This is a genomic window from Paraburkholderia caballeronis (assembly GCF_900104845.1).
GTDB classification, from domain to species: domain Bacteria; phylum Pseudomonadota; class Gammaproteobacteria; order Burkholderiales; family Burkholderiaceae; genus Paraburkholderia; species Paraburkholderia caballeronis.
In genome coordinates, this window is record NZ_FNSR01000001.1 from 1417842 (window position 1) to 1442675 (window position 24834).

The following is a 24834-nucleotide window of genomic DNA, read 5'->3' on the forward strand; positions in this document are numbered from 1 at the left end:
TTCAGCCCGGAAGCCAGTGGCCCGAGCTTGCGCAACGGGTTGCCGGTCGTCGAGGGTGCGCGTTGCGGCTTTGCACAAAACATTCGTCCCAATCTAGAACTGTCTTTTAAAACAGGGGGTTGTCGAGTGTTTCCGGTCTGTAACAACGTAAAGCATTTGAAATGTCTCGTCCGCAGGTGGTGCGCAGCAACGATAATGCCGACTCGGACGATAGCGTAGGGAATCTGACAGCTTGTGTGTCAACGACCGCGACCCCTGCGCGTTTACCGCATGTGCCGTTTCGTCCAGCAACTGCAACGGCTCGTGTACCGGCAATGCCGGTGCGGTAGCGGTACGGAACGCCTCGTGTGGCGCACGGCCGGGTGGCCGGCGCGGCGAAGGTCGATTGTCAAACATATTGCAGTGCCTGAATTTTTGAGGAAGGAGTTCACCAACTATGCGAATCGCTCAAATCGCTCCGTTGCACGAGGCGGTTCCTCCCAAGCTGTATGGCGGTACGGAACGGGTGGTCTCCTACCTGACCGAAGCGCTCGTCGAGCAGGGCCATGACGTCACCCTGTTCGCCAGCGGCGATTCGGTGACCTCGGCGAAGCTGGAAGCGTTCTGGCCGCAGGCGCTGCGCCTCGATCCGACGATTCGCGACGTGATGGCGCCGCATATGCTGCTGCTCGAAGAAGTGCGCCGCCGCGCGGACGAATTCGACGTGCTGCACTTCCACATCGACTATTACCCGTTCTCGCTGTTCGCGCGCCAGCCGGTGCCGTTCCTGACGACGATGCACGGCCGTCTCGACCTGCCGGAACTGCAGCCGATCTTCAACACGTTCAGCGACGTGCCGGTCGTCTCGATCTCGGACAACCAGCGCATCCCGCTGCCGCAGGCGAACTGGCTGTCGACGGTCTATCACGGCCTGCCGGAAAACCTGCTGAAGCCGATTCCGGACGTGAAGCCGGGCTACCTCGCGTTCCTCGGCCGCATCTCGCCGGAAAAGCGTCTCGACACCGCGATCCGCATCGCCGAGAAGGCCGGCATGAAGCTGAAGGTCGCCGCGAAGCTCGACAAGGCCGACCGCGCGTACTACGAGGAAGTCATCAAGCCGCTGATGGCGCTGCCGCACGTCGAGTACATCGGTGAAATCAGCGAAGCCGAAAAGACCGAATTCCTCGGCAACGCGCATGCGCTGCTGTTCCCGATCGACTGGCCGGAGCCGTTCGGCCTCGTGATGATCGAGGCGATGGCGTGCGGCACGCCGGTGATCGCGTTCAACCGCGGCTCGGTGCCGGAAGTGATCGAGAACGGCGTGTCCGGTTTCGTCGTCGAGGACGAAATCAGCGCGGTCGCCGCCGTGAAGCGCCTGTCGTCGCTGCCGCGCGAAACCGTGCGCGCCGCGTTCGAAAAGCGTTTTTCGTCGAAGGTGATGGCGAAGAACTACGTGGCCGTCTACGAAGAGCTGCTGCGTCAGAAGCGCCGCACCGTGCTGCGCGAAGTCGCGGCAGGGTGATCGCGGCGGACTCCTTGGCGCGCAGCCCGCTTGTGGGACCGGCGCCGATGGTGGCGCGGTAGTTCCGACTCTGCGCCTCATCCCGAACAACGCCCCGTGTGCGAAAGCACCGGGGCGTTGTCGCGTCCGTGCTGTTCGCCGCTGTTGTACCAGCGCGTCGAGCGTGAGGCGGCGCAGCAATGTCCCTATAATGGCGGCCGTGCCGCAACATCCCGCGGCGCGATCGGGGCGGCAACCATCTGCATGGGATCGGGGTTGGCGCTGAAGCGCTAACTCCGGTCGACAGCTTTGCATGGGAACCCACCAGGCGCTAAAGCGCCAAGCGGGTTCGACACAGGAGAAAGGCCTTGGCGAGGACGAAAGAGACGCGCGCAGCAGCGATTCCCGGTGCGGGAACGCTGTTCGCATTGCGCGCGATCGGTCTCGTGATCCTCGCGCGGTGGTTGTTCTCGATGTCCCAGATGAACTTCGTCGCGGCGCTGACCGGCATGGCGTCGTCGCCGTGGGCGTGCATCAATCTCGTTTTTCTGTTCCTGCTGATCTTCCTGCCCGGCGCGAGCCCGCGCGCGGAGCGGCCGTTTCATCCGCTGCCGCAGTGGTTGCGCCAGGCGCTGCGCCTCTTCGCGGCGCTCGGTTTCCTGTTCGCGGTCTGGTCGGTCGGCGCGTTCGTGTGGAGCGCCGGCTGGCGGCGCACCGTTCACGCGATCGCCGCGACCAACGGCTGGCTCGTCGTCGCGCCGGCGCTGTATGCGGCCGTGGTCTGGATCTGCCGGCCGCGCGCGCTGTGGCGCACCAACATCGCCGCGCGACGCTTCGCGATCGGGCGTTATGCGGTGTCGGTCGATGCGGCGACGCGCACGACGGTCGTCTGGGCCGAAAGCCGCAAGGTCGGGCAATACGACGCGCGCGAGTTGTCGGTGCGCTGGCCGCTGGAGGGCGCGGCGGCACAGGCCTCGGTCGATGTGTCCGGCGAGGTCGGCGAGGTCGACGTATCCGCCGCGCCGGAGGCGTCGGGCACGGCGGTCGTCGTGCGTCCCGTCGCGTCTTCTTCCGCCGTGCACGCGGCCGGGCTGCGGCGCTTCGCATGGGGGCGCCGGCCGAACGTGGAACTGCTGTGGGACTCGCCGGCGGCGGCCGGTCATAATCGACAGACTGTGTTTCGCGTGCCGCTCGCGACCGAGGGCGATCGCGTGGCCGCGCGCGCGCTCGACGCGGCGCTCAGGCAGACGTAACAGAATCCGTAGTAGCCGTACCGGCTGTCCCGCGCGCCGCGCCCACACGCTTCGCGGACCCGCTTGCCGATCCCGTCGCGCTTTCGAAGGAGTCGCCATGCTCGCCAGTTGGTTGCTTGCCGCCGTTCATCTGCTCGCATTCGGCTACGCGTTCGCGTCGATCCTGCGGCGCTCGCGCGGTCTGCGCCGCTGCACCACCACCGAGGATTTGCCCGCCGTGTTCAGCGCGGACAACGGCTGGGGCGTTTCCGCGCTCGTGCTGATCGTGACCGGCGTGATGCGCGCCTTCGGCGGGTTCGACAAGGGCGCGGACTACTATCTGCACGAGCCGCTGTTCCATCTGAAGATGGGCGCGCTGGTGCTGATCCTCGCACTGGAAGTCGCGCCGATGATGGCGCTGCTGCGCTGGCGTCTTGCCTGCCGGCGCGGCGACGTGCCGGATCTGACCGCCGCGCCGAAGTATTCGCGGATCGGCGCGGTGCAGGCGGTGTTGCTGGTCGTGATGCTGTTTGCCGCGTCCGGGATGGCGCGGGGCATCGGGGCAGGGGCGGGTGTGGAGTAGCGGCTTGCCGCGCGCGTATCGCGTTGATCTGGCAGATAAGGAAAGGCAAAGAAAAAGGGCTTGCTCATTGCTGAGCAAGCCCTTCGTTCTTCGGTGTCTTGTCTTTACCAACACCAGAAATTCTGGTGGGTAGTACTGGGATCGAACCAGTGACCCCTGCCGTGTGAAGGCAGTGCTCTACCGCTGAGCTAACCACCCGAAGAGCTTTGAATTATGTCAGGACTTGGCCGTCTCGTAAAGCACTTTTTAAACAGCCTGCACATCCGCCGGATTCGTCGTGTCGGCGGCGACCGGTTGGGTCCGCCACACGCTCGTGCCTTTGAGCGCCTTGTCGAGACCGTCGAGCACCGCCTGGTGCGCGGCCAGTTCGTCGTCGTTCGCGGCGATCACCGGCAGCGCGAGCATGTCGATTTTCACGCCGGGCGTCGCGATGTCGTTCTTCTCGGCCGTCTCGTTCAGCATGTCGATCACGAGGCTTTCCTGGCCGCGCGTCATCGCGAGATAGACCTCGGCCAGCAGTTCCGAGTCGAGCAGCGCGCCGTGCAGTGTCCGGTGCGCGTTGCTGACGCCCAGGCGGTCGCATAGCGCATCTAGCGAATTGCGTTTGCCGGGGAACAACTGCTTTGCCTGCACGAGCGTGTCGATGATCTCTCCGCAGTGGTCGCGGAAGCCGGGCAGCCCGAGCAGCGCGAGTTCGGCGTCGAGGAAGCCGATGTCGAACGGCGCGTTGTGGATGATGATGTCCGCGCCGCGGACGAAGTCCAGCACCTGGCCTGCAATCTCGCCGAACTTCGGCTTGTCGCGGAGGAACTCGGTCGTGAGGCCGTGCACCGCGAGCGCGCCGGGGTCGCTGTCGCGTTCCGGGTTCACGTAGAAGTGCAGGTTGTTGCCGGTGAGCCGGCGGTTCACCAGCTCGACGCAGCCGATTTCGATGATGCGGTCGCCGGTGCGGGCGTTCAGGCCGGTGGTTTCGGTATCGAGGATGATCTGGCGCATGGTCGGATGAGTCGAGATTTCTGTTCGTGCGGTCGGGCGGCGGCGCGGCGGCCGGTCAAAGCTGGGCGAGCGTCGCGACGCCGCGGTTCGCGAGCGCGTCCGCGCGTTCGTTTTCCGGGTGGCCGGCGTGGCCCTTCACCCAGCGCCATTCGATCTCGTGTTGCGCGACGAGCGCGTCGAGCCGCTTCCACAGGTCGTCGTTCTTCACCGGCGTTTTGGCTGCCGTCATCCAGTTTTTCTTCTTCCAGCCGTGAATCCACTCGCTGATGCCTTTCTGCACGTACTGCGAGTCGGTATGGACGATCACGCGGCACGGGCGCTTCAGCGCGTCGAGCGCGGCGATCACCGCCATCAGTTCCATCCGGTTGTTGGTCGTGGCGGCTTCGCCGCCGAACAGTTCCTTTTCCTGTGCGCCGAAGCGCAGCAGCGCGCCCCAGCCGCCCGGGCCGGGATTCCCTTTGCAGGCGCCGTCCGTGAAGATTTCGACGAAGTCGGGAGCAGTCATGAGTCCTTGTTGCGTGTGGTCGAGGGAGTGGCGGCCTTCAGGCTCGGCGCGAGCACCGGTTTTTTCACCTTCACCGGGCCGACGAGCCGCATGCCGCGCACGCGCTTGATTGCGGTCACGATGTACACCGCGCCGAAGATCGGCCACCAGCGGTCGCCGGCGGCTTCCATGAACGCGTAGCGCGTGTACCACTTGTCGGTTGCGAGCGGCGGACGATAGCAGCCGAAGCGTCCGCGTTCAAGCTCGAAGCCGAGCAGCTTGATCCAGTCCTTCAGCCGGGTGAACGCAATCAGGTCGTGGCGCGCCGGAATGAACGGCCGCCCGGTGAGGCGGCCGGCCGACTGCCGCGCGCCCCACAGGCTGAGCGAGTTGAAGCCGACGATCAGCAGCCGGCCTTCGGGCATCAGCACGCGCTCCGCCTCGCGCAGCAGCCGGTGCGGATCGCTCGTGAATTCGAGCGTGTGCGGCATCACGATCAGGTCGACGCTCTGCGCCTCGAACGGCAGATCGAGCAGGTCGCACCAGACCGCGCTGCGTCCTTCCGGCGCGTGCTGTCCCGGCAGCGCCGGCAACCCGCCGTTCGCGCGCGCGAGCGGCGGCGTGTACGGCGCGCTGGACGCGACCGCCGCGTCGAGCACCAGGCCGCGACACGGCATCCGGTTTTCGCGCAGTGCGTCGAGCTGCGGCATGCCGAGCTGCAGCGCATGGTAACCGAACACGTCCGATACGACGCGGTCGAGCTGCCGCTGCTCCCAGCCGAGCACGTAGCGTCCGGCGGGCGAGGCGGTCCAGGCGGCCCAGTCTATAATCGTTCGGTCAGACATAATGAAGAATGCGTCGCCCCATGAATTCGCTTGCGTATGTGCCGGTGCCGGCTTTCGAAGACAACTACATCTGGGTCGTGTCGGACGGAGCGAATGCGGTTGCCGTCGATCCGGGCGATGCCGCGCCGGTTCGCGCGTATCTGGCGAAGCGGGGTTGGCGGCTCGTCGCTATTTTACTCACCCATCACCACAACGACCACGTCGGCGGCGTGGCCGATCTGCTGAGCGATGCGCGCGTGCCGGTCTATGGTCCGGCAACCGAGGCGCTCGGCGCACTCGATCCGTTCGTCACACGCGTGAAGGGCGGCGATCGCGTGCATCTGGATGCGCCGTCGCTCGACTTCGACGTCATCGACGTGCCGGGCCACACGCGTGGCCATATTGCGTACTTCCAGGCAGCCGATCCGTCCGGCACGCCGCACCTGTTCTGCGGCGACACGCTGTTCGCGTGCGGCTGCGGACGCCTGTTCGAAGGCACGCCCGCGCAGATGCTGACGTCGCTCGACGCGCTCGCCGCGCTGCCCGGCGCGACCCACGTGCATTGCGCGCACGAGTACACGCTGTCGAACATCCGCTTCGCGCTCGCGTGCGAACCGGGCAACGACGCGCTGCAGGCATGGAGCCGCGACGCGGCCGCGCTGCGCGAGCGCGGCGAGCCGACGCTGCCGACGACGATCGCGCACGAGCGCGCGGTCAATCCGTTTTTGCGCGCCGGCGAGCCGGCCATTCAGGCGACGCTCGCCGGACAGTTGCACGAAACGGTGACGGATCGGCTTGCCGCGTTCGCGTTGATGCGCGAATGGAAAAACCGGTTCCGCTGACCAGGAGAATCGCGCGGGTATGCTCATCCCAAAAGTATGGAATGACACCCAAGCTATGGATTTGCATGGTTTTTTTGGATTTTTTTCGTTGACGGGAACGGTTCGCTTCCGTACTATCGGCTGCAAATTCCAGCCATGCGGAAGTCGAGACGTTCATGCGATTCATCTTTAGTGCGCTGCTGGTCCTGCTGCTCGCCGCCTGCGCGAGCGGGGGGCCAACTGCGAGCAACCCCAGCAGCAAGGCGGCCTTAGCCGACCCTCAAGCCTTAGCCGATACCCTCCGCAAGACCTCCGCCGCGAAAGAAACCATCGATGTCGACAACAGCTCGGTCGCTCAACTGACGAGCGCCGACGCCGATCTGTGGGCGCGCATTCGCCGCGGTTTCCAGATGCCCGATCTGCAGAGCGACCTCGTCGACATGCAGGCGAACTGGTACGCACAGCGCCCGGACTACGTCGCGCGGATGACCGAGCGGTCGCAAAAATATCTGTATCACATCGTTGAGGAGCTCGAAGCGCGTCACATGCCGACCGAGCTGGCGCTGCTGCCGTTCATCGAGTCCGCGTACAACCCGCAGGCGCTGTCGGTCGCGAAGGCTGCGGGCATGTGGCAGTTCGTGCCGGGCACCGGCCGCACGTACAACCTGAAGCAGAACATGTGGCAGGACGAGCGGCGCGACGTGCTCGCGTCGACGAGCGCGGCGCTCGACTATCTGTCGCGCCTGCATGACATGTTCGGCGACTGGTATCTGGCGCTCGCCGCGTACAACTGGGGCGAGGGCAACGTGCAGCGCGCGATCGCGCGCAACGAGGCCGCGGGTCTGCCGACCGACTACCAGAGCCTGCGCATGCCGAACGAAACGCGCAACTACGTGCCGAAGCTGCAGGCGGTGAAGAACATCGTGATGAACCCGCAGCAGTTCGGGCTCGCGCTGCCGTCGATTCCGAATCACCCGTACTTCGTGACCGTCACCACGTCGCACGACATCGACGTCGACGTCGCGGCGCGGCTGTCGAACATCTCCACCGACGAGTTCCGCACGCTGAACCCGTCGTTCAAGAAGCCGGTGATTCTCGGCTCGACGCAGATCCTGCTGCCGTTCGACAACGCGAGCGCGTTCGAGCGCAACCTGAAGTCGTATGCGGGGCAACTGTCGTCGTGGACGACCTACACGGTCGATCAGCGCGCGACGCCGACGGCGATCGCGCAGAAGATCGGCGTCGATGCGGACACGCTGATGTCGGTGAACAAGATCCCGGCCGGCATGCGGCTGAAGGCCGGCTCGACGATCGTCGTGCCGCGCACCGACGATGGCGACGACGAGGACATCAGCGCGGATGTCGCCGAAAGCGCGGTGCTCGCGATGGAGCCGGACGTGCCGGACACGCGCAAGATGCTGATCCGCGTGCGCCGCAAGCAGTCGATGGTCGCGGTCGCGAGCCGCTACGGCGTGTCGGTCGGTCAGTTGAAGGCGTGGAACAAGACGCGCCGCGACGCGGTCGCGCCGGGCCAGGTGCTGGTGCTGCACGTGCCGGTCGGCAAGGCGATGCCGAGCGAGCCGGGTCCGGAGCGGATCGCGACGAACGTGCGCGGCGGCGGGGTCCAGCGGATCGGAACCCGGATGAACGACAACAGCGGTTCCAGATCGCGGTACGATAAGAATCATGGTCGCGCGCGAACCGGGGTCGTGAAGGTGGCGGAGCCGGTGAAGGGCAAGTCGTCGGGCGCGGCCAGCAAGGCGTCGAAGGACGTGGCAAGCCGCCCGAAGGCCGCGGCCCAGGCGCAAAAGAGCAAGTAACAAGAAAAGCGGCTCGCGAAGGGTGACCCCATGCGTTGCGGGGGCAACGCGTGAATTGCGCTCCGATCACTCATCGTTTTCCTGATGCGCCGTCGCCTCCGGGCGGCGGCGTTTTTCGTTTTCAGGCCGTCGAAGCGCCCGGTGCAAGGCCTGGCGAAGGCAGGCGGCACAGCGGCGCCGGTGCCGCGCCGGAGCCGGTATCCCTGACGGCTGGCCCATCTCCGGTTTGAAGAAAAGGGTACTTTCGCGCTATAATTTCAAGGTTTGAGCTTATCAACCCGCACCCCTAGCGCCTACCTTCTCCCATCCGTTCATCCGCCCGCGCGTTGCGCGCATTCCGCGGGTTGCCGGGCCAGCCGCCGGGTCGTTCGACCGCTGTGCGAGGCTTGCGCGATACCCCGGAATCGACGCTGCGAACCGCGAGCGAGCCTGCCGCGAGCATTCCCCGCAATGCCCACGCCGCAAGCCGCACGGTCGGATAAACAGGTCGGCACAGGGTGTTCCCCAAGGAGTCTCCCGTGTTGCCGTCTTTCTCTCCCGCTCTGCTCGCGCTCGCCGACGGCACGGTCTTTCGTGGTTACTCGATTGGCGCTCCAGGTCATACGATCGGTGAAGTCGTGTTCAACACGGCGATCACCGGCTATCAGGAAATCCTGACCGACCCGAGTTATGCACGCCAGATCGTTACCCTGACGTACCCGCACATCGGCAACGTCGGCGTCAACGCCGAAGACGTCGAGGCGACGAAAGTCCATGCCGCCGGGCTCATCATCCGCGACCTGCCGGTGCTCGCGTCGAATTTCCGGATGGAGCGCACGCTGGCCGACTATCTGCGTGACGAAGGCGTGGTCGCGATCGCCGGCATCGACACGCGCAAGCTGACGCGCGTGCTGCGCGACAAGGGCGCGCAAAACGGCGCGATTCTCGCCGGTTCCGGCGACGAAGCAAAGGCGCTTGAGCTCGCGCGCTCGTTCCCGGGCCTCGCCGGGATGGATCTCGCGAAGGTCGTGTCCACGCAGCAGCCGTACGAGTGGACGACGACCGAATGGCGTCTCGGCGAAGGCTACCGCCAGCAGGCCGCGCCGAAGTATCGCGTCGTCGCGTTCGACTACGGCGTCAAGCACAACATCCTGCGGATGCTCGCGGAGCGCGGCTGCCACGTGACCGTGCTGCCCGCGCAGGCGAGTGCCGCCGACGCGTTCGCGCTGAATCCGGACGGCGTGTTCCTGTCGAACGGCCCCGGCGATCCGGAGCCGTGCGGCTACGCGATCCGCGCGACGCAGGAGTTCATCGCGCGCGGCATCCCGACGTTCGGCATCTGCCTTGGCCACCAGATCATGGGCCTCGCGGTCGGCGCGAAGACGATGAAGATGAAGACCGGCCACCACGGCGCGAACCATCCGGTGAAGGATCTCGCGGACGGCCGCGTCGTGATCACGTCGCAGAACCACGGTTTCGCGGTCGATGCGGCCACGCTGCCGGCGAACGCGCGCGTCACGCACATCTCGCTGTTCGACGGCACGCTGCAAGGCTTCGAACTGACGGACAAGCCCGCGTTCTGCTTCCAGGGGCACCCGGAAGCGTCGCCCGGCCCGCACGACATCGGCTATCTGTTCGATCGCTTCACCGCATCGATGGACGCGGCGAAAAACGGCAAGCGCGGCAGCGCGGCCGCCTGACGCGAACGCGCAGGCCAATAAAAGCACACGGCGCGCCGGCGGGAACCGGTCACGGTTCTTCCCGGCGCCTACCCGGCGGTACGCATATAGCGTCCGGCGCGGCCTCGAAGGCGCACGAGTTGCGACGCGGGCTGCCAACGGACGAACGACACAAAGCAATACATTAGCGAGAGCGTTATGCCCAAGCGGACAGACATCAACAGCATCCTCATCATCGGCGCGGGTCCGATCATCATCGGCCAGGCGTGCGAGTTCGACTATTCGGGCGCGCAGGCATGCAAGGCGCTGCGTGAGGAAGGCTACAAGGTCATTCTCGTCAACAGCAATCCGGCGACGATCATGACCGACCCGAATACGGCGGACGTGACGTACATCGAGCCGATCACGTGGGAAGTGGTGGAGCGCATCATCGCGAAGGAGCGCCCGGACGCGATCCTGCCGACGATGGGCGGCCAGACCGCGCTGAACTGCGCGCTCGACCTGCATCACCACGGCGTGCTCGAAAAGTACGGCGTCGAACTGATCGGCGCATCGCCGGAAGCGATCGACAAGGCCGAGGACCGCCAGAAGTTCAAGGACGCGATGACCAAGATCGGTCTCGGCTCCGCGAAATCCGGCACCGCGCATTCGATGGAAGAGGCGCTGAAGGTCCACGCGGAAATCGCGGTGGCGACCGGCTCCGGCGGTTATCCGGTCGTGATCCGTCCGTCGTTCACGCTGGGCGGCTCGGGCGGCGGCATCGCGTACAACCGCGAGGAATTCGAGGAAATCTGCAAGCGCGGCCTCGACCTGTCGCCGACGCGCGAACTGCTGATCGAAGAATCGCTGCTCGGCTGGAAAGAGTACGAGATGGAAGTGGTCCGCGACAAGAAGGACAACTGCATCATCGTGTGCTCGATCGAGAACCTCGACCCGATGGGCATCCACACCGGCGACTCGATCACCGTCGCGCCTGCGCAGACGCTGACCGACAAGGAATACCAGATCCTGCGCGACGCGTCGCTCGCGGTGCTGCGCGAGATCGGCGTCGATACCGGCGGCTCGAACGTGCAGTTCTCGATCGACCCGCGCACCGGCCGCATGATCGTGATCGAGATGAACCCGCGCGTGTCGCGCTCGTCGGCGCTCGCATCGAAAGCGACCGGCTTCCCGATCGCGAAGGTCGCCGCGAAGCTCGCGGTCGGCTACACGCTCGACGAACTGAAGAACGAAATCACTGGCGGTCAGACGCCGGCGTCGTTCGAGCCGACGATCGACTACGTCGTGACGAAGATTCCGCGTTTCGCGTTCGAGAAGTTCCGCGAAGCCGACCCGCGCCTCACGACGCAGATGAAGTCGGTCGGCGAAGTGATGGCGATCGGCCGCACGTTCCAGGAGTCGTTCCAGAAGGCGCTGCGCGGTCTCGAAGTCGGCGTCGACGGGCTCGACGAAAAGACCACGAGCCGCGACGAGATCGTCCGCGAGATCGGCGAAGCCGGTCCGGACCGCATCTGGTACGTCGGCGACGCGTTCCGCGTCGGCATGACGCGCGAAGAAGTGTTCGAGGAAACGTCGATCGACCCGTGGTTCCTCGCGCAGATCGAAGAGATCGTCCGCAAGGAGAAGGCGCTTGCGGGCCGCACGCTCGCGAGCCTGACGACGGACGAACTGCGTTATCTGAAGCAGAGCGGCTTCTCGGACCGCCGCCTCGCGAAGCTGCTCGGCGCGAAACCCGCCGACGTGCGCGCGCGCCGTATCGAACTGAACGTGCGCCCGGTGTACAAGCGCGTCGACACGTGCGCGGCCGAGTTCGCGACGAAGACCGCGTACATGTACTCGACCTATGAGGAAGAGTGCGAGGCGAACCCGACGGACAACAAGAAGATCATGGTGCTGGGCGGCGGCCCGAACCGGATCGGCCAGGGTATCGAGTTCGACTATTGCTGTGTGCACGCGGCGCTCGCGATGCGCGAGGACGGCTACGAAACGATCATGGTCAACTGCAATCCCGAGACCGTTTCGACCGACTACGACACGTCCGACCGCCTGTACTTCGAGCCGCTGACGCTCGAAGACGTGCTCGAAATCGTCGACAAGGAAAAGCCGCTCGGCGTGATCGTGCAGTACGGCGGCCAGACGCCGCTGAAGCTCGCGCTCGATCTGGAGGCGAACGGCGTGCCGATCGTCGGCACGTCGCCGGACATGATCGACGCGGCCGAGGACCGCGAGCGTTTCCAGAAGCTGCTGCAGGACCTGAACCTGCGCCAGCCGCCGAACCGCACCGCGCGCGCCGAGGACGAGGCGCTGAAGCTCGCCGACGAAATCGGCTATCCGCTCGTCGTGCGGCCGTCGTACGTGCTCGGCGGCCGCGCGATGGAGATCGTCCACGAGCCGCGCGACCTCGAACGCTACATGCGCGAGGCGGTGAAGGTGTCGAACGATTCGCCGGTGCTGCTCGACCGCTTCCTGAACGATGCGATCGAGTGCGACGTGGACTGCATCTCGGACGGCGACGCGGTGTTCATCGGCGGCGTGATGGAGCACATCGAGCAGGCGGGCGTGCACTCGGGCGACTCCGCGTGCTCGCTGCCGCCGTACTCGCTGTCGAAGGAAACCGTGGCCGAGCTGAAGCGTCAGACTGCCGCGATGGCGAAGGCGCTGAACGTGGTCGGCCTGATGAACGTGCAGTTCGCGATCCAGCAGGTGCCGCAGATGGACGGCTCGAAAGAGGACGTGATCTACGTGCTCGAAGTGAACCCGCGCGCGTCGCGCACGGTGCCGTACGTGTCGAAGGCGACGAGCCTGCCGCTCGCGAAGATCGCGGCGCGCGCCATGGTCGGCCAGAAGCTCGCCCAGCAGGGCGTCACGAAGGAAGTGGTGCCGCCGTATTTCAGCGTGAAGGAAGCGGTGTTCCCGTTCATCAAGTTCCCGACCGTCGATCCGGTGCTCGGGCCGGAGATGCGTTCGACCGGCGAAGTGATGGGCGTCGGCCAGACGTTCGGCGAGGCGCTGTTCAAGTCGCAGCTCGCGGCCGGCTCGCGTCTGCCGGAGTCGGGCACGGTGCTGATCACGGTGATGGACGCGGACAAGCCGAAGGCGGTCGAAGTCGCGCACATGCTGCACGAACTCGGTTATCCGATCGTCGCGACGAAGGGCACCGCGGCCGCGATCGAAGCCGCCGGCGTGCCGGTGCGGGTCGTGAACAAGGTGAAGGACGGCCGTCCGCACATCGTCGACATGATCAAGAACGGCGAGATCGCACTCGTGTTCACGACGGTCGACGAGACGCGCGCGGCGATCGCCGATTCGCGTTCGATCCGGATGAGCGCGCAGGCGAACAAGGTCACGTACTATACGACGATGTCCGGCGCGCGGGCCGCGGTCGAAGGTCTGCGCTATCTGAAGAACCTGGAAGTCTATGATTTACAAGGCCTCCACGCTCGCCTAAACTAAGGTTTCGATTGCCTGTCCAACCGCGTTGAAACCCCGGTGACGCAGGCATCAACCGCTAACTGCCGCGGTTAAGCGGCGTCCCTGACAGGAGCGGCTGGACGCATTGGATTGCGCGTCCGCCCCCATCGGGATGCACTTAACCGCGGTGATTTTTTTTATGGCCGGTTTCGGCCGCATGAGTTGTCTATGAGCACGATTCCCTTGACCAAGCGAGGCGCAGACCAGCTGCGCGACGAACTGCAGCGCCTGAAATCCGTCGAGCGTCCGTCCGTCATCAATTCGATCGCCGAAGCGCGTGCGCAGGGCGATCTGTCAGAAAACGCGGAATACGATGCGGCGAAGGAGAAGCAGGGCTTCATCGAAGGCCGCATCGCCGAAATCGAATCGAAGCTGGCGGCCGCGCAGATCATCGATCCGTCGTCGATCGACGCGGACGGTCGCGTGGTGTTCGCGTCGACCGTCGATCTCGAAGACCTCGAATCGGGCAAGAAGGTCACCTACCAGATCGTCGGCGACGACGAGGCCGATCTCGAACACGGACTGATCTCGGTCAGCTCGCCGATTGCGCGCGCGCTGATCGGCAAGTCCGAAGGCGACGTTGCCGCGGTGCAGGCGCCCGGCGGCGTACGCGAGTACGAGATCATCGAAGTGCGGTATGTCTGAACTGCGGTCCGAACGGCGGCCCGACGTGGATTCTGGAACCTCAGCGCCTCATGGCCTGTTCGGGTTGCTCGCGATGCTGTGGGTCGGCGGGCAGGTGACGATCGGTTATGTGGTCGCACCGGTGCTGTTCGCGTCGCTCGACCGGATGACGGCGGGCTCGGTCGCCGCGCAACTGTTCCGGATCGAGGGCATTGCCGGCGTGCTGTTCGGTGTGTTGCTGCTCATGCTGTGCAACGGGTTGTCGCGCCGCGGCGTAGTTGCGTACCGGCGGCTGCGCTGGCTGCTCGTCGGGATGCTCGCTTGCGTGCTGATCGGCTATTTCGCACTGCAGCCGTTCATGAACGCGCTGCGCATCCAGGCGATGAGTGCGGGGATGGACGTCGGCAGTTCGCCGTATGCAAGCCGCTTCGGCATGCTGCATGGTGTGTCGAGTCTTTTTTATCTGATCGAGAGCCTGCTCGGGATTGCGCTGGTCTGGCTGCTGCCGGCGCATGGGCTACAGGCTCGTCCCGCTGACGACGCGGCTCGTTGAAGCGTTTCGCTGTCGCGGCGCGCGGTTTTTTACCGCGCCGTTGAGCGTGGGCGGCGGTCGAACCGCCGCCTCACACCGCTTGGCTTCACACCGCTTATTTCGTTCCCTGATGCTGACGCTTCGCGCTCGTCTGGCGCTTCTTCGCGCGCTTGACGTTACCGCCCTGGGTCACGCGCTCGTTGCCGCGCACCACCACCTTCTGCGGCTTCGGGCGGCGCATCGGGTTGTCGCTCGGTTTGACGACCTTGACGACGCGCGGCGCGGCGCCTCGCTTGCCCGCTTCGCGGGCCTCGCGTGCACCCGGCACGTCGGCCGCGGGGCGCTTCACGGTGCCGCGTGCGCCGGCGCGTGCGGTGGTCGTCGTCGGCGCGGGTTCCTCGGGTTTCCAGATCACCAGCAGCTTGCCGATGTGCTGGATCGGCGCGGCGTTCAGCCGATCGCAGATTTCCTCGTAGATCGCGATGCGCGTTTCGCGCTCGTCGCCGAACACACGGATCTTGATCAACTGATGCGCGGAGAGGTGAACCCCGATTTCCTTCAGCACGGCGTCGGTCAGCCCCTCGGCGCCGACGAGCACAACCGGTTTGAGCGCATGAGCCGCGGAGCGCAGTTCGGCGCGCTGTTCGGCAGACAGTGAGAGGGCGGGCATGGGATGTGGCAGACTCGACTAAAATGACGGCGCCCGCGCGGTCCGTCAATCGGACCGTCCGGCAGGCAGCGCGTCGGAAACAACGGAAAACCGTGAAGAAAAGCGGCGCGCGGGCGGCATCCGGAGGCAAAAGCCGGGCGGGCCGCGGCGACCGCACGAATGAAACGCGTATTATCCGCTAAAAGCGCGGCATCACGCAGCAAGAGTTCACCTTTAATGGCAAAAAACCGCTTCAACCAGTCGTGGCTGCACGACCATATCAACGACCCGTACGTGAAGCTGGCGCAGCGGGAAGGCTACCGCGCCCGCGCCGCGTACAAGCTGAAGGAGATCGACGAGCAGGACAGGCTGATCCGGCCGGGCATGGTGATCGTCGATCTCGGCGCGGCGCCCGGTAGCTGGAGCCAGTACGCGCGCAACAAGCTCGCGCAGAGCGCGCGGCGCGACGCGGAGCAGCAGGGCGGCGGCATCGACGGCACGATCATCGCGCTCGATCTGCTGCCGATGGAGCCGATTGCCGATGTCCAGTTCCTGCAAGGTGATTTCCGCGAGGACAGCGTACTTGCGCAACTCGAAGAAGCAGTGGGCGGCCGTCCGGTGGACCTTGTAATTTCCGATATGGCGCCCAATCTGTCGGGGGTCGCATCGGCCGATGCGGCGCGCATCGAGCACGTATGCGATCTCGCGCTCGAATTTTCGCAGAATCATCTGAAGCCGGATGGCGCCCTTTTAGTCAAGTGCTTTCACGGCAGCGGATACAGCCAGATCGTCGAGAAATTCAAGCACCAGTTCAAGGTCGTGGCCGCCCGCAAGCCGAAGGCTTCGCGGGACAAGTCGGCCGAAACGTTTATTTTGGGCAAACAGTTGAAGCGGCCCGGCTGACGAAGCGATCCAGGGCTCTCGTCAAGCGCGGTTGGGCGGTCCGGAAAGCGGCTCCGACAGGCGTCGGAGGCTATTCTTGCGGTAGCTAATCGTTATGGCAGGGGCCTTCGGACTGGATTAGAATGCTTTGGTGGTGCCGCAAGGCAAATGTAGGCGCCCGTCTATGAGTGAAGGAGTGGTGCTTTGAACAACAACATGTTTTCGAAAGCAGCAGTGTGGCTGGTTATCGCACTGGTGCTGTTTACGGTGTTCAAGCAATTCGACAAGCCCCGTGTCCAGGAAGGCGTTTCCTATTCGCAGTTTATGGACGACGCGCGGAACGGCAAGGTCAAGAACGTCGTGGTGCAGGGGCGGAACCTCACGGTCACTCCGGCGGACGGCCAGAAATACCAGATCGTGTCGCCCGGCGACATCTGGATGGTCGGCGATCTGATGAAGTACGGCGTGCAGGTGAGCGGCAAGGCGGATGAAGAGCCGAACGCGCTCGTGTCCGCGCTGTATTACCTCGGGCCGACGATCCTGATCATCGTGTTCTGGTTCTACATGATGAGGCAGATGCAGGGCGGGGGCAAAGGCGGCGCGTTTTCGTTCGGCAAGTCGCGCGCCCGCCTGATCGACGAGAACAACAACGCTGTCAATTTCTCCGACGTCGCCGGCTGCGACGAAGCGAAGGAGGAAGTGTCGGAACTCGTCGATTTCCTGCGCGATCCTCAGAAATTCCAGAAACTCGGCGGCCGCATTCCGCGCGGTGTGCTGCTCGTCGGTCCTCCGGGTACCGGCAAGACGCTGCTCGCCCGTGCGATCGCCGGTGAGGCAAAGGTGCCGTTCTTCAGCATCTCGGGTTCGGACTTCGTCGAAATGTTCGTCGGCGTCGGTGCGGCCCGCGTGCGCGACATGTTCGAGCAGGCGAAGAAGCATGCGCCGTGCATCGTGTTCATCGACGAAATCGACGCGGTCGGCCGTCATCGCGGCGCCGGCATGGGCGGCGGCAATGACGAGCGCGAGCAGACGCTGAACCAGATGCTCGTCGAGATGGACGGCTTCGAGGCGAACTCCGGCGTCATCGTGATTGCCGCGACGAACCGTTCGGACGTGCTCGACAAGGCGCTGCTGCGTCCAGGCCGCTTCGACCGTCAGGTGTATGTCGGCCTGCCGGACATCCGCGGCCGCGAGCAAATCATGAAGGTGCACCTGCGCAAGGTGCCGATCTCGAACGACGTCGACGCGGCGGTGATCGCGCGCGGCACGCCGGGCTTCTCGGGTGCGGATCTCGCGAATCTCGTGAACGAGGCGGCGCTGTTCGCCGCGCGTCGCGGCAAGCGCATCGTCGAGATGCAGGACTTCGAAGATGCGAAGGACAAGATCTTCATGGGTCCGGAGCGCAAGTCGGCGGTGATCCGCGAGGAAGCGAAGCGGGCAACCGCGTATCACGAGTCGGGCCACGCGGTGATCGCGAAGCTGCTGCCGAAGGCCGATCCGGTCCACAAGGTCACGATCATCCCGCGCGGCCGTGCGCTCGGCGTCACGTGGCAGTTGCCGGAGCACGACAACGAGACGTATTCGAAGGACTATCTGCTCGACCGTCTCGCGATCCTGTTCGGCGGCCGTGTTGCGGAGGAACTGTTCCTGAACCTGTTGAGCACCGGCGCATCGGATGACTTCAACAAGGCGACGCAGACGGCCCGTGCGATGGTTGCGCGCTTCGGGATGACCGATGCGCTCGGACCGATGGTTTACGTGGACGACGAAAACGACGCCAGCCCGTTCGGCCGCGGCTTCACGCGCACGATCTCGGAAGCGACGCAGCAGAAGGTCGACGCGGAAATTCGCCGCGTGCTCGACGAGCAGTACAACCTCGCCAGGCGTCTGCTTGAAGAGAACCGCGACAAGGTCGAGGCAATGACCACCGCGCTGATGGAGTGGGAGACGATCGACGCCGACCAGATCAACGACATCATGGCCGGCCGTCCTCCGCGCTCACCGAAGAGCGCGCCGCCGGCCAGCGACGCATCGTCGTCGGGCGGCAGCACCGGTAGCGAAGTCAAGTCCGGCAGCGCCGCGGCGCCGGCATAAACGAAATCGCTTCGAATCGCGGGCCGGTGTGAATTCACATCGGCCCGTTTTGCTTTTCCGGGTCCTTTGGGACTGATCGACGTGTCCGACTTCTCCGTATCCGTTCTTCCACTTCCCGAGCCGCTTCAGTGCGGCCGTTTTACGCTGACCTTCGAGCGGCCGCTCGTGATGGGCATCCTGAACGCGACGTCCAATTCGTTTTCTGACGGTGGCCGTTATCTGTCGCGCGACGACGCATTGCGGCGCGCGGACGACATGATGCGCGAAGGCGTCGACCTCATCGATATCGGCGGCGAGTCCACGCGTCCCGGCGTCGAGCCGGTTCCGCTCGACGAGGAACTGGAACGGGTGATTCCGCTCGTCGAGCAGTTGCGCGGCGCGAATGTGCCGCTGTCCGTCGACACGTACAAGCCCGGCGTGATGCGCGCCGCGATCGCGGCCGGCGCCGATCTGATCAACGACGTATGGGGCTTCCGGCTGCCGGGCGCGATCGATGCAGTGCGCGACAGCCAGTGCGGGCTGTGCGTGATGCACATGCTCGGCGAGCCGCAGACGATGCAGGCGCACGAACCCGAATACGACGACGTCGTCGCGGACGTGCGGCATTTTCTCGAACAGCGCGTCGCGGAGCTTCAGGCGGCGGGCGTCGCGAAGGCGCGGATCAGCGTCGATCCGGGTTTCGGTTTCGGCAAGTCGGTGATCGAGCACAACTACGCGTTGCTCGCGCATCTGCCGGATATCGCGCCGCGCGCGGCGCCGCCATATCCGATCCTCGCGGGGATGTCGCGCAAGTCGATGCTCGGCTCGCTCGTCGGGCGCAAGGCGCCCGAGCGCGTCGCCGCGAGCGTCGCGGCGGCGGTCTGCGCGGCGGAGCGGGGTGCGGCGATCATCCGCGTGCACGACGTCGCGCCGACCGTCGATGCGCTGAAGGTCTGGGCCGCCGTGCGCGACGCGGCGCGCGCCTGACCGGCGCCGACCGCGAGCAGATTAATGTCGGCCGGCGTCGCGCCGGCCATCAAAACAGACAAGGGAGACGACCAGATGGGACGTCGTTATTTTGGTACCGATGGGGTGCGCGGCAAGGTCGGCGAGGCGCCGATCACGCCCGATTTCGTGTTGCGGCTCGGTTATGCGGCCGGCAAGGTGCTCGCGTGTTCCGCGGCGACGTCGGGGCCGCGTCCGGCCGTGCTGATCGGCAAGGACACGCGCGTGTCCGGCTACATGCTCGAAGCCGCGCTCGAAGCGGGGCTGTCCGCGGCGGGTATCGACGTAATGCTCGCCGGCCCGATGACCACGCCGGGCATCGCGTACCTGACACGTGCGCTGCGGCTCGCCGCCGGCGTCGTGATCAGCGCGTCGCACAACCCGTATTACGACAACGGGATCAAGTTCTTTTCGGCCGACGGCAACAAGCTGCCTGACGACGTCGAAACCCAGATCGAAGCGCAGCTCGACCAGCCGCTCGACTGCGCGCCGTCCGAGCAGCTCGGCAAGGCGCGGCGTCTGCACGACGCGGGCGGCCGCTACATCGAGTTCTGCAAGAGCACGTTCCCGCAGGCGTACAACCTGCGCGGCCTGAAGCTCGTGATCGATTGCGCGAACGGCGCCGCATACGACATCGCGCCGCATGTGTTCCACGAACTGGGCGCGGACGTGATCCCGATCGGCGTGTCGCCGAACGGCTTCAACATCAACGACGGCGTCGGCGCGACGGCGCCGGACGCGTTGGTCCGCGCGGTGCGCGCGAATCATGCGGATCTCGGCATCGCGCTCGACGGCGACGCGGACCGCCTGCAGATCGTCGACTCGGCGGGCCGGCTGTACAACGGCGACGAACTGCTCTACGTGCTCGTGAAGGACCGGATCGCGACCGACGGCAAGGTCGACGGCGCGGTCGGCACGCTGATGACGAACCTCGCGGTCGAACAGGCGCTTGGCCGTCTCGGCACGAAGTTCGTCCGCGCGTCGGTCGGCGACCGCTACGTGCTCGAACAACTGCGCGAGCACGGCTGGCTGCTGGGCGCGGAGGGTTCCGGCCACATCCTGTCGCTCGACCGGCACACGACCGGCGACGGCATCGTGTCCGCGCTGCTCGTGCTCGCCGCGATGAAGCGCAGCGGCCAGACGCTCGCGGAACTGCTCGACGGCGTCGCGCTGTTCCCGCAGAAGCTGATCAACGTGCGGATCGCGCAGGGCGCCGACTGGAAGGGCAACGAGACGATCCGGCGCGCGATCGGCGACGCCGAGGCCGCGCTCGACGGCAAGGGGCGCGTGCTGATCCGCGCGTCCGGCACCGAGCCGGTGCTGCGCGTGATGGTCGAGGCCCGCGACGAGCACGACGCGGTTCATCACGCGGAATCGATTGCGGGGTCGGTGAAGCGGGCGATCTCCTGATCGATCCGTCCCCGCGCGGCGGGCGCGGCGCATCGGCGCGGCCCGCCGCACCCCGTTCCGTCCGGGTAAAAACTGCAAAACGGCGGCGCAAACGCTTTCGATCGGCTGAGGCACCCCTTCCCCTTACGGCTCCCCGCCGGCCCGTCCCAGCGGCCGCACAGGCCCGTCCGTCGCGGCTTTCCCGGTTCCCGAACGCCCGCCTGGCGCGCCGGCGCCACCCTTTCAGGCGTAATGCGTTTGTCACGTTGCCTTCATGAATCGTCACGGTACTGTCACATAGAGACCCTAAGCTTCGCGGTGTCGTTCATCCGCTCACACACTGGAGGTCTCATGAAATTGATGCAAACCGCGCTCGCTGGCGTTGCTGGCGCGCTCTTCGCGATCGCCGCGCAAGCGGCCGACATCACCGGCGCGGGCAGCACCTTCGCGGCACCGATCTACACGAAATGGGCGGACGCCTATCAAAAGTCCGGCGGCGGCAAGGTCAACTATCAAGGCATCGGTTCGTCGGGCGGCATCAAGCAGATCGTTGCGAAGACCGTTGACTTCGCCGGTTCGGACGCGCCGCTGAGCGACGAAGACCTCGCGAAAGACGGCCTGTTCCAGTTCCCGACGGTGGTCGGCGGCGTGGTGCCGGCGATCAACGTGCCGGGCGTGAAGGCCGGCGAACTCGTTCTGTCGGGCCAGGTGCTCGGCGACATCTACCTCGGCAAGATCAAGAAGTGGAACGATCCGGCGATCGTTGCGCTGAACCCGAAGCTGAAGCTGCCGGACCTCGACATCGCCGTCGTCCGCCGTGCTGACGGTTCGGGCACCAGCTTCATCTGGACGAACTACCTGTCGAAGGTCAACCCGGACTGGAAGTCGAAGGTCGGCGAAGGCACGACCGTCAACTGGCCGGTCGGCACGGGCGGCAAGGGCAATGACGGCGTCGCCGCGTTCGTCCAGCGTCTGCCGGGCGCGATCGGTTACGTCGAATGGGCGTACGCGAAGCAGAACCACATGACCTACACTTCGATGAAGAACGAGGCGGGCACCGTCGTCGAGCCGGCGACCGACACGTTCAAGGCCGCAGCGGCCGGCGCGGACTGGAAGAAGTCGTTCTACCAGATCCTGACGAACGAGCCGGGCAAGAACGCATGGCCGGTCGTCGGCGCGACGTTCGTGCTGCTGCACACCGCGCAGGACAAGCCGGATCAAGGCAAGGAAACGCTGAAGTTCTTCGACTGGGCGTTCAAGAACGGCACCCAGGCTGCGGACGACCTCGACTACATCTCGCTGCCGGCATCGGTCGTGACCGAAATCCGCACGCAATGGAAGGAGAAGGTCAAGGACGCAGGCGGCAAGGCCATCGCCGCCGACTGACTCCGGTAGTACGCATCGAGGGCCGTGCCGCGTCGTGCGCGGGCGGCCCGCATCCGATGTGCCGCGCGATGTCCGGCCGCAAGGCCGGGCGTCGCGCGGCCTGAAGCATTCGCGGTATCACGCCGTCCGACCTTCGTGTCGCGCGGCAAACGGAAACAGGTCACCATGTCCGACGTCCCGCTCGTGTCGAATCCTCCCGGCAGCACCGCGCAGAAAGCGCCGAGCCCGGCTGGCGACATCATCTTCGGCGGCCTTGCACGCCTCGCCGCCATCATTACGTTGCTGCTGCTCGGCGGCATCATCGTTTCCCTGGTCGTCGCGTCGATGCCGTCGATCGAAAAATTCGGGTTCGCGTTCCTGTGGACCGCGGACTGGGATCCGCCCAGCGAGCAGTTCGGCGCGCTGGTGCCGATCTACGGCACGATCGTCACGTCCGTGATCGCGCTGATCATCGCCGTGCCGGTCAGCTTCGGCATCGCCCTGTTTCTGACTGAACTGTCGCCCGCGTGGCTGCGCCGTCCGCTCGGCATCGCGATCGAACTGCTCGCCGCGATTCCGTCGATCGTGTACGGCATGTGGGGCCTGCTCGTGTTCGCGCCGATCTTCGCGCAGTGGTTCCAGAAGCCGCTGCAGTCGATTCTCGGCGGCATGCCGATCGTCGGCACGCTGGTGCAGGGTCCGCCGATCGGCATCGGCATCCTGTGCGCGGGCGTGATCCTCGCGACCATGATCATTCCGTACATCGCGTCGGTGATGCGCGATGTGTTCGAAGTCACGCCGGTGCTGCTGAAGGAATCCGCTTACGGGATCGGCTGCACGACGTGGGAAGTGATGTGGCGCATCGTGCTGCCGTTCACCAAGACCGGCGTGATCGGCGGCGTGATGCTCGGCCTCGGCCGCGCGCTTGGCGAAACGATGGCCGTGACGTTCGTGATCGGCAATACCAACCTGCTCGACAACATCTCGCTGTTCTCGCCGGGCAACAGCATCACGTCCGCGCTCGCGAACGAGTTCGCGGAAGCGAGCCCCGGCCTGCACACGGCCGCGCTGATGGAACTGGGCCTGATCCTGTTCGTGATTACGTTCATCGTGCTGGCGATCTCGAAGCTGATGCTGCTGCGCCTCGAAAAAGGGGAGGGCGCGCGATGAGCGAGCCGACCATCAAGATTCCGGGCGCGATCTACGGCCCGAAGCTCGAAGCCATGCGCGCGCGGCTGCAAGGCCGCCGTCGCGTGAAGAACGCGATCGCGCTGACCGCGTCGCTCCTCGCGATGGCGTTCGGCCTCGTGTGGCTCGTGTGGATCCTGTACACGACGCTGAAGCTCGGCGTGGGCGGGCTGTCGGTCGAGCTGTTCACGCAGTCGACGCCGCCGCCGAACACCGATGGCGGCGGCCTCGCGAACGCGATCGTCGGCAGCCTGCTGCTGGTCGTGATCGCGACGCTGGTCGGCACGCCGATCGGCATTCTCGCGGGCGTGTATCTCGCCGAATACGGCCAGAAGTCGTGGCTCGCGAGCGTCACGCGGTTCATCAACGACATCCTGCTGTCGGCGCCGTCGATCGTGATCGGCCTGTTCGTCTATGCGCTCGTCGTCGCGAAGCTCGGCCATTTCAGCGGCTGGGCGGGCATGGCGTCGCTCGCGCTGCTGCAGATCCCGATCGTGATCCGCACGACCGAGAACATGCTGAAGCTCGTGCCGAACGCACTGCGCGAAGCGGCGTTCGCGCTCGGCACGCCGAAGTGGAAGATGGTGACGGCGATCACGCTGAAGGCGTCGGTGGCGGGCATCGTGACCGGCGTGCTGCTCGCGATCGCGCGGATTGCCGGCGAAACCGCGCCGCTGCTGTTCACCGCGCTGTCGAACCAGTTCTTCTCACTGGACATGAATCAGCCGATCGCGAACCTGCCGGTCACGATCTTCAAGTTCGCGATGAGCCCGTTCGCGCAGTGGCAGTCGCTTGCGTGGGCTGGCGTGTTCCTGATCACGCTGGGCGTGCTGGGTCTCAACATCCTCGCTCGCACGGTCTTTTCGAAAAAATAAGGGCGGAAGTCACCGATGAACATGGCAGAAAGTCACCTCAATACGACGGGTACGGCCGCCTCGGCGCCGACCGGTCAGGACCCCGCCCAGGGCTCGCAATCGCCGGTACAGGGCAAGCCGAAGATCGAAGTCAAGAACCTGAACTTCTTCTACGGCAAGTACCACGCGCTGAAGAACATCAACCTGCTGATTCCGGAAGGCAAGGTGACCGCGTTCATCGGTCCGTCCGGCTGCGGCAAGTCCACGCTGCTGCGCACGTTCAACAAGATGTACGCGCTTTATCCGGAGCAGCGCGCGGAAGGCGAGATCCTGATGGACGGCGAGAACCTGCTCGCCGCATCGCGCGACATCTCGCTGCTGCGCGCGCGCGTCGGCATGGTGTTCCAGAAGCCGACGCCGTTCCCGATGTCGATCTACGACAACATCGCGTTCGGCGTGAAGATGTTCGAGACGCTGTCGCGCCCGGAGATGGACGACCGCGTCGAGTGGGCGCTCACGAAGGCCGCGCTGTGGAACGAAGTGAAGGACAAGCTGGGCCAGAGCGGCTACGGCCTGTCCGGCGGTCAGCAGCAGCGGCTGTGCATCGCGCGCGGCATTGCGATCCGTCCGGAAGTGCTGCTGCTCGACGAGCCGTGCTCGGCGCTCGACCCGATCTCGACCGGCCGCATCGAAGAGCTGATCGCGGAGCTGAAGAGCGACTACACGGTCGTGATCGTCACGCATAACATGCAGCAGGCCGCGCGTTGCTCGGACTACACTGCCTACATGTATCTCGGCGAGCTGATCGAATTCGGCGACACCGAAAAGATCTTCATCAAGCCGGTCCGCAAGGAAACCGAAGACTACATCACCGGCCGCTTCGGTTGATGGCGCATCAGGGAGC

General features: G+C 65.4%; 21 protein-coding genes and 1 tRNA gene. 17 read left to right on the forward strand and 5 right to left on the reverse strand.

The genetic code is table 11. The features are described from left to right. Window positions 1–436: 436 nt before the first annotated feature. The 3 genes from BLV92_RS06380 to BLV92_RS06390 all read left to right on the forward strand — a co-directional run bounded on the left by BLV92_RS06380 (window position 437) and on the right by BLV92_RS06390 (window position 3295). The gene (locus tag BLV92_RS06380) at window positions 437–1501 is read left to right on the forward strand and encodes a glycosyltransferase family 4 protein (protein WP_090543266.1); all 1065 of its coding nucleotides are present in this window, start codon (window positions 437–439) and stop codon (window positions 1499–1501) included. 347 nt (window positions 1502–1848) lie between these two features. Next, entirely contained in the window at window positions 1849–2733 is an 885-nt protein-coding gene (locus BLV92_RS06385; protein WP_090543269.1) for a hypothetical protein, read from the forward strand. Between the two features lie 97 nt (window positions 2734–2830). Further along, window positions 2831–3295 (forward strand): DUF2214 family protein, encoded by a 465-nt coding sequence (locus BLV92_RS06390; RefSeq protein ID WP_090543272.1) that lies wholly within the window; start codon window positions 2831–2833, stop codon window positions 3293–3295. A gap of 123 nt (window positions 3296–3418) precedes the next feature. On the opposite strand, the gene BLV92_RS06395 is transcribed toward BLV92_RS06390, so the two are convergent. The 4 genes from BLV92_RS06395 to BLV92_RS06410 form a co-directional block, all read right to left on the reverse strand. Further along, window positions 3419–3493: transfer RNA gene (locus BLV92_RS06395), tRNA-Val, on the reverse strand. Window positions 3494–3541: 48 nt separating this feature from the next. After that, window positions 3542–4291, reverse strand: a complete 750-nt coding sequence (gene dnaQ, locus BLV92_RS06400; protein ID WP_090543274.1) for a DNA polymerase III subunit epsilon — start codon at window positions 4289–4291, stop codon at window positions 3542–3544. A 55-nt stretch (window positions 4292–4346) separates the two neighbouring features. After that, on the reverse strand, window positions 4347–4796 hold the full coding sequence (gene rnhA / locus BLV92_RS06405) for a ribonuclease HI (protein ID WP_090543276.1): 450 nt from the start codon (window positions 4794–4796) through the stop codon (window positions 4347–4349). Then, entirely contained in the window at window positions 4793–5620 is an 828-nt protein-coding gene (locus BLV92_RS06410; RefSeq protein ID WP_090543278.1) for a class I SAM-dependent methyltransferase, read from the reverse strand. Before BLV92_RS06410 ends, rnhA begins: the two co-directional genes overlap by 4 nt. A gap of 20 nt (window positions 5621–5640) precedes the next feature. Here BLV92_RS06410 and gloB point away from each other — a divergent pair, with 20 nt between their 5' ends. The 6 genes from gloB (at window position 5641) to BLV92_RS06440 (ending at window position 14546) form a co-directional block, all read left to right on the forward strand. Further along, window positions 5641–6441 (forward strand): hydroxyacylglutathione hydrolase, encoded by an 801-nt coding sequence (gene gloB, locus BLV92_RS06415; protein ID WP_090543280.1) that lies wholly within the window; start codon window positions 5641–5643, stop codon window positions 6439–6441. Between the two features lie 155 nt (window positions 6442–6596). Further along, window positions 6597–8240 (forward strand): transglycosylase SLT domain-containing protein, encoded by a 1644-nt coding sequence (locus BLV92_RS06420; protein WP_090543282.1) that lies wholly within the window; start codon window positions 6597–6599, stop codon window positions 8238–8240. Between the two features lie 518 nt (window positions 8241–8758). Then, on the forward strand, window positions 8759–9919 hold the full coding sequence (gene carA / locus BLV92_RS06425; RefSeq protein ID WP_090543284.1) for a glutamine-hydrolyzing carbamoyl-phosphate synthase small subunit: 1161 nt from the start codon (window positions 8759–8761) through the stop codon (window positions 9917–9919). 177 nt (window positions 9920–10096) lie between these two features. Next, window positions 10097–13351 (forward strand): carbamoyl-phosphate synthase large subunit, encoded by a 3255-nt coding sequence (carB, locus tag BLV92_RS06430; protein ID WP_090543286.1) that lies wholly within the window; start codon window positions 10097–10099, stop codon window positions 13349–13351. 186 nt (window positions 13352–13537) lie between these two features. Further along, window positions 13538–14014, forward strand: a complete 477-nt coding sequence (gene greA / locus BLV92_RS06435; protein WP_090543288.1) for a transcription elongation factor GreA — start codon at window positions 13538–13540, stop codon at window positions 14012–14014. Then, a complete protein-coding gene (locus BLV92_RS06440) occupies window positions 14007–14546 on the forward strand; it encodes a DUF4149 domain-containing protein (protein WP_090543290.1) in 540 nt (179 codons plus the stop codon). Before greA ends, BLV92_RS06440 begins: the two co-directional genes overlap by 8 nt. Window positions 14547–14640: 94 nt before the next feature. Here BLV92_RS06440 and BLV92_RS06445 read toward each other — a convergent pair whose 3' ends face one another. Further along, window positions 14641–15195 (reverse strand): YhbY family RNA-binding protein, encoded by a 555-nt coding sequence (locus BLV92_RS06445; RefSeq protein ID WP_090543292.1) that lies wholly within the window; start codon window positions 15193–15195, stop codon window positions 14641–14643. Between the two features lie 216 nt (window positions 15196–15411). On the opposite strand from BLV92_RS06445, the gene BLV92_RS06450 reads away from it, so the two are divergent. The 8 genes from BLV92_RS06450 (at window position 15412) to pstB (ending at window position 24818) form a co-directional block, all read left to right on the forward strand. Then, window positions 15412–16077 (forward strand): RlmE family RNA methyltransferase, encoded by a 666-nt coding sequence (locus tag BLV92_RS06450; protein ID WP_090543294.1) that lies wholly within the window; start codon window positions 15412–15414, stop codon window positions 16075–16077. A gap of 183 nt (window positions 16078–16260) precedes the next feature. Next, entirely contained in the window at window positions 16261–18150 is a 1890-nt protein-coding gene (gene ftsH / locus BLV92_RS06455; protein ID WP_090543296.1) for an ATP-dependent zinc metalloprotease FtsH, read from the forward strand. Window positions 18151–18231: 81 nt separating this feature from the next. After that, the gene (folP, locus tag BLV92_RS06460) at window positions 18232–19116 is read left to right on the forward strand and encodes a dihydropteroate synthase (RefSeq protein WP_090546871.1); all 885 of its coding nucleotides are present in this window, start codon (window positions 18232–18234) and stop codon (window positions 19114–19116) included. 75 nt (window positions 19117–19191) lie between these two features. Then, window positions 19192–20544 carry a phosphoglucosamine mutase gene (glmM, locus tag BLV92_RS06465; RefSeq protein ID WP_090546872.1) on the forward strand — a complete coding sequence of 451 codons (1353 nt, stop codon included), beginning with the start codon at window positions 19192–19194 and terminating at the stop codon, window positions 20542–20544. 330 nt (window positions 20545–20874) lie between these two features. Then, on the forward strand, window positions 20875–21909 hold the full coding sequence (gene pstS, locus BLV92_RS06470) for a phosphate ABC transporter substrate-binding protein PstS (RefSeq protein ID WP_090543298.1): 1035 nt from the start codon (window positions 20875–20877) through the stop codon (window positions 21907–21909). Between the two features lie 165 nt (window positions 21910–22074). Further along, on the forward strand, window positions 22075–23058 hold the full coding sequence (gene pstC, locus BLV92_RS06475; RefSeq protein ID WP_090543300.1) for a phosphate ABC transporter permease PstC: 984 nt from the start codon (window positions 22075–22077) through the stop codon (window positions 23056–23058). Further along, complete coding sequence (gene pstA / locus BLV92_RS06480; protein WP_090543302.1) at window positions 23055–23951, forward strand: phosphate ABC transporter permease PstA; 897 nt, start codon at window positions 23055–23057, stop codon at window positions 23949–23951. Before pstC ends, pstA begins: the two co-directional genes overlap by 4 nt. A 15-nt stretch (window positions 23952–23966) precedes the next feature. Further along, complete coding sequence (pstB, locus tag BLV92_RS06485; protein WP_090543304.1) at window positions 23967–24818, forward strand: phosphate ABC transporter ATP-binding protein PstB; 852 nt, start codon at window positions 23967–23969, stop codon at window positions 24816–24818. The last annotated feature ends 16 nt before the right edge of the window (window positions 24819–24834 follow it).

Bases quoted from the DNA above. Each gene is read 5' to 3' on its own strand.
- BLV92_RS06380 (WP_090543266.1), top strand. From the start codon at position 437: ATGCGAATCGCTCAAATCGCTCCGTTGCACGAGGCGGTTCCTCCCAAG.
- BLV92_RS06390 (WP_090543272.1), top strand. From the start codon at position 2,831: ATGCTCGCCAGTTGGTTGCTTGCCGCCGTTCATCTGCTCGCATTCGGC.
- dnaQ (WP_090543274.1), bottom strand. From the start codon at position 4,291: ATGCGCCAGATCATCCTCGATACCGAAACCACCGGCCTGAACGCCCGC.
- rnhA (WP_090543276.1), bottom strand. From the start codon at position 4,796: ATGACTGCTCCCGACTTCGTCGAAATCTTCACGGACGGCGCCTGCAAA.
- BLV92_RS06410 (WP_090543278.1), bottom strand. From the start codon at position 5,620: ATGTCTGACCGAACGATTATAGACTGGGCCGCCTGGACCGCCTCGCCC.
- gloB (WP_090543280.1), top strand. From the start codon at position 5,641: ATGAATTCGCTTGCGTATGTGCCGGTGCCGGCTTTCGAAGACAACTAC.
- BLV92_RS06420 (WP_090543282.1), top strand. From the start codon at position 6,597: ATGCGATTCATCTTTAGTGCGCTGCTGGTCCTGCTGCTCGCCGCCTGC.
- carB (WP_090543286.1), top strand. From the start codon at position 10,097: ATGCCCAAGCGGACAGACATCAACAGCATCCTCATCATCGGCGCGGGT.
- greA (WP_090543288.1), top strand. From the start codon at position 13,538: ATGAGCACGATTCCCTTGACCAAGCGAGGCGCAGACCAGCTGCGCGAC.
- BLV92_RS06440 (WP_090543290.1), top strand. From the start codon at position 14,007: ATGTCTGAACTGCGGTCCGAACGGCGGCCCGACGTGGATTCTGGAACC.
- BLV92_RS06445 (WP_090543292.1), bottom strand. From the start codon at position 15,195: ATGCCCGCCCTCTCACTGTCTGCCGAACAGCGCGCCGAACTGCGCTCC.
- BLV92_RS06450 (WP_090543294.1), top strand. From the start codon at position 15,412: ATGGCAAAAAACCGCTTCAACCAGTCGTGGCTGCACGACCATATCAAC.
- glmM (WP_090546872.1), top strand. From the start codon at position 19,192: ATGGGACGTCGTTATTTTGGTACCGATGGGGTGCGCGGCAAGGTCGGC.
- pstS (WP_090543298.1), top strand. From the start codon at position 20,875: ATGAAATTGATGCAAACCGCGCTCGCTGGCGTTGCTGGCGCGCTCTTC.
- pstC (WP_090543300.1), top strand. From the start codon at position 22,075: ATGTCCGACGTCCCGCTCGTGTCGAATCCTCCCGGCAGCACCGCGCAG.
- pstA (WP_090543302.1), top strand. From the start codon at position 23,055: ATGAGCGAGCCGACCATCAAGATTCCGGGCGCGATCTACGGCCCGAAG.
- pstB (WP_090543304.1), top strand. From the start codon at position 23,967: ATGAACATGGCAGAAAGTCACCTCAATACGACGGGTACGGCCGCCTCG.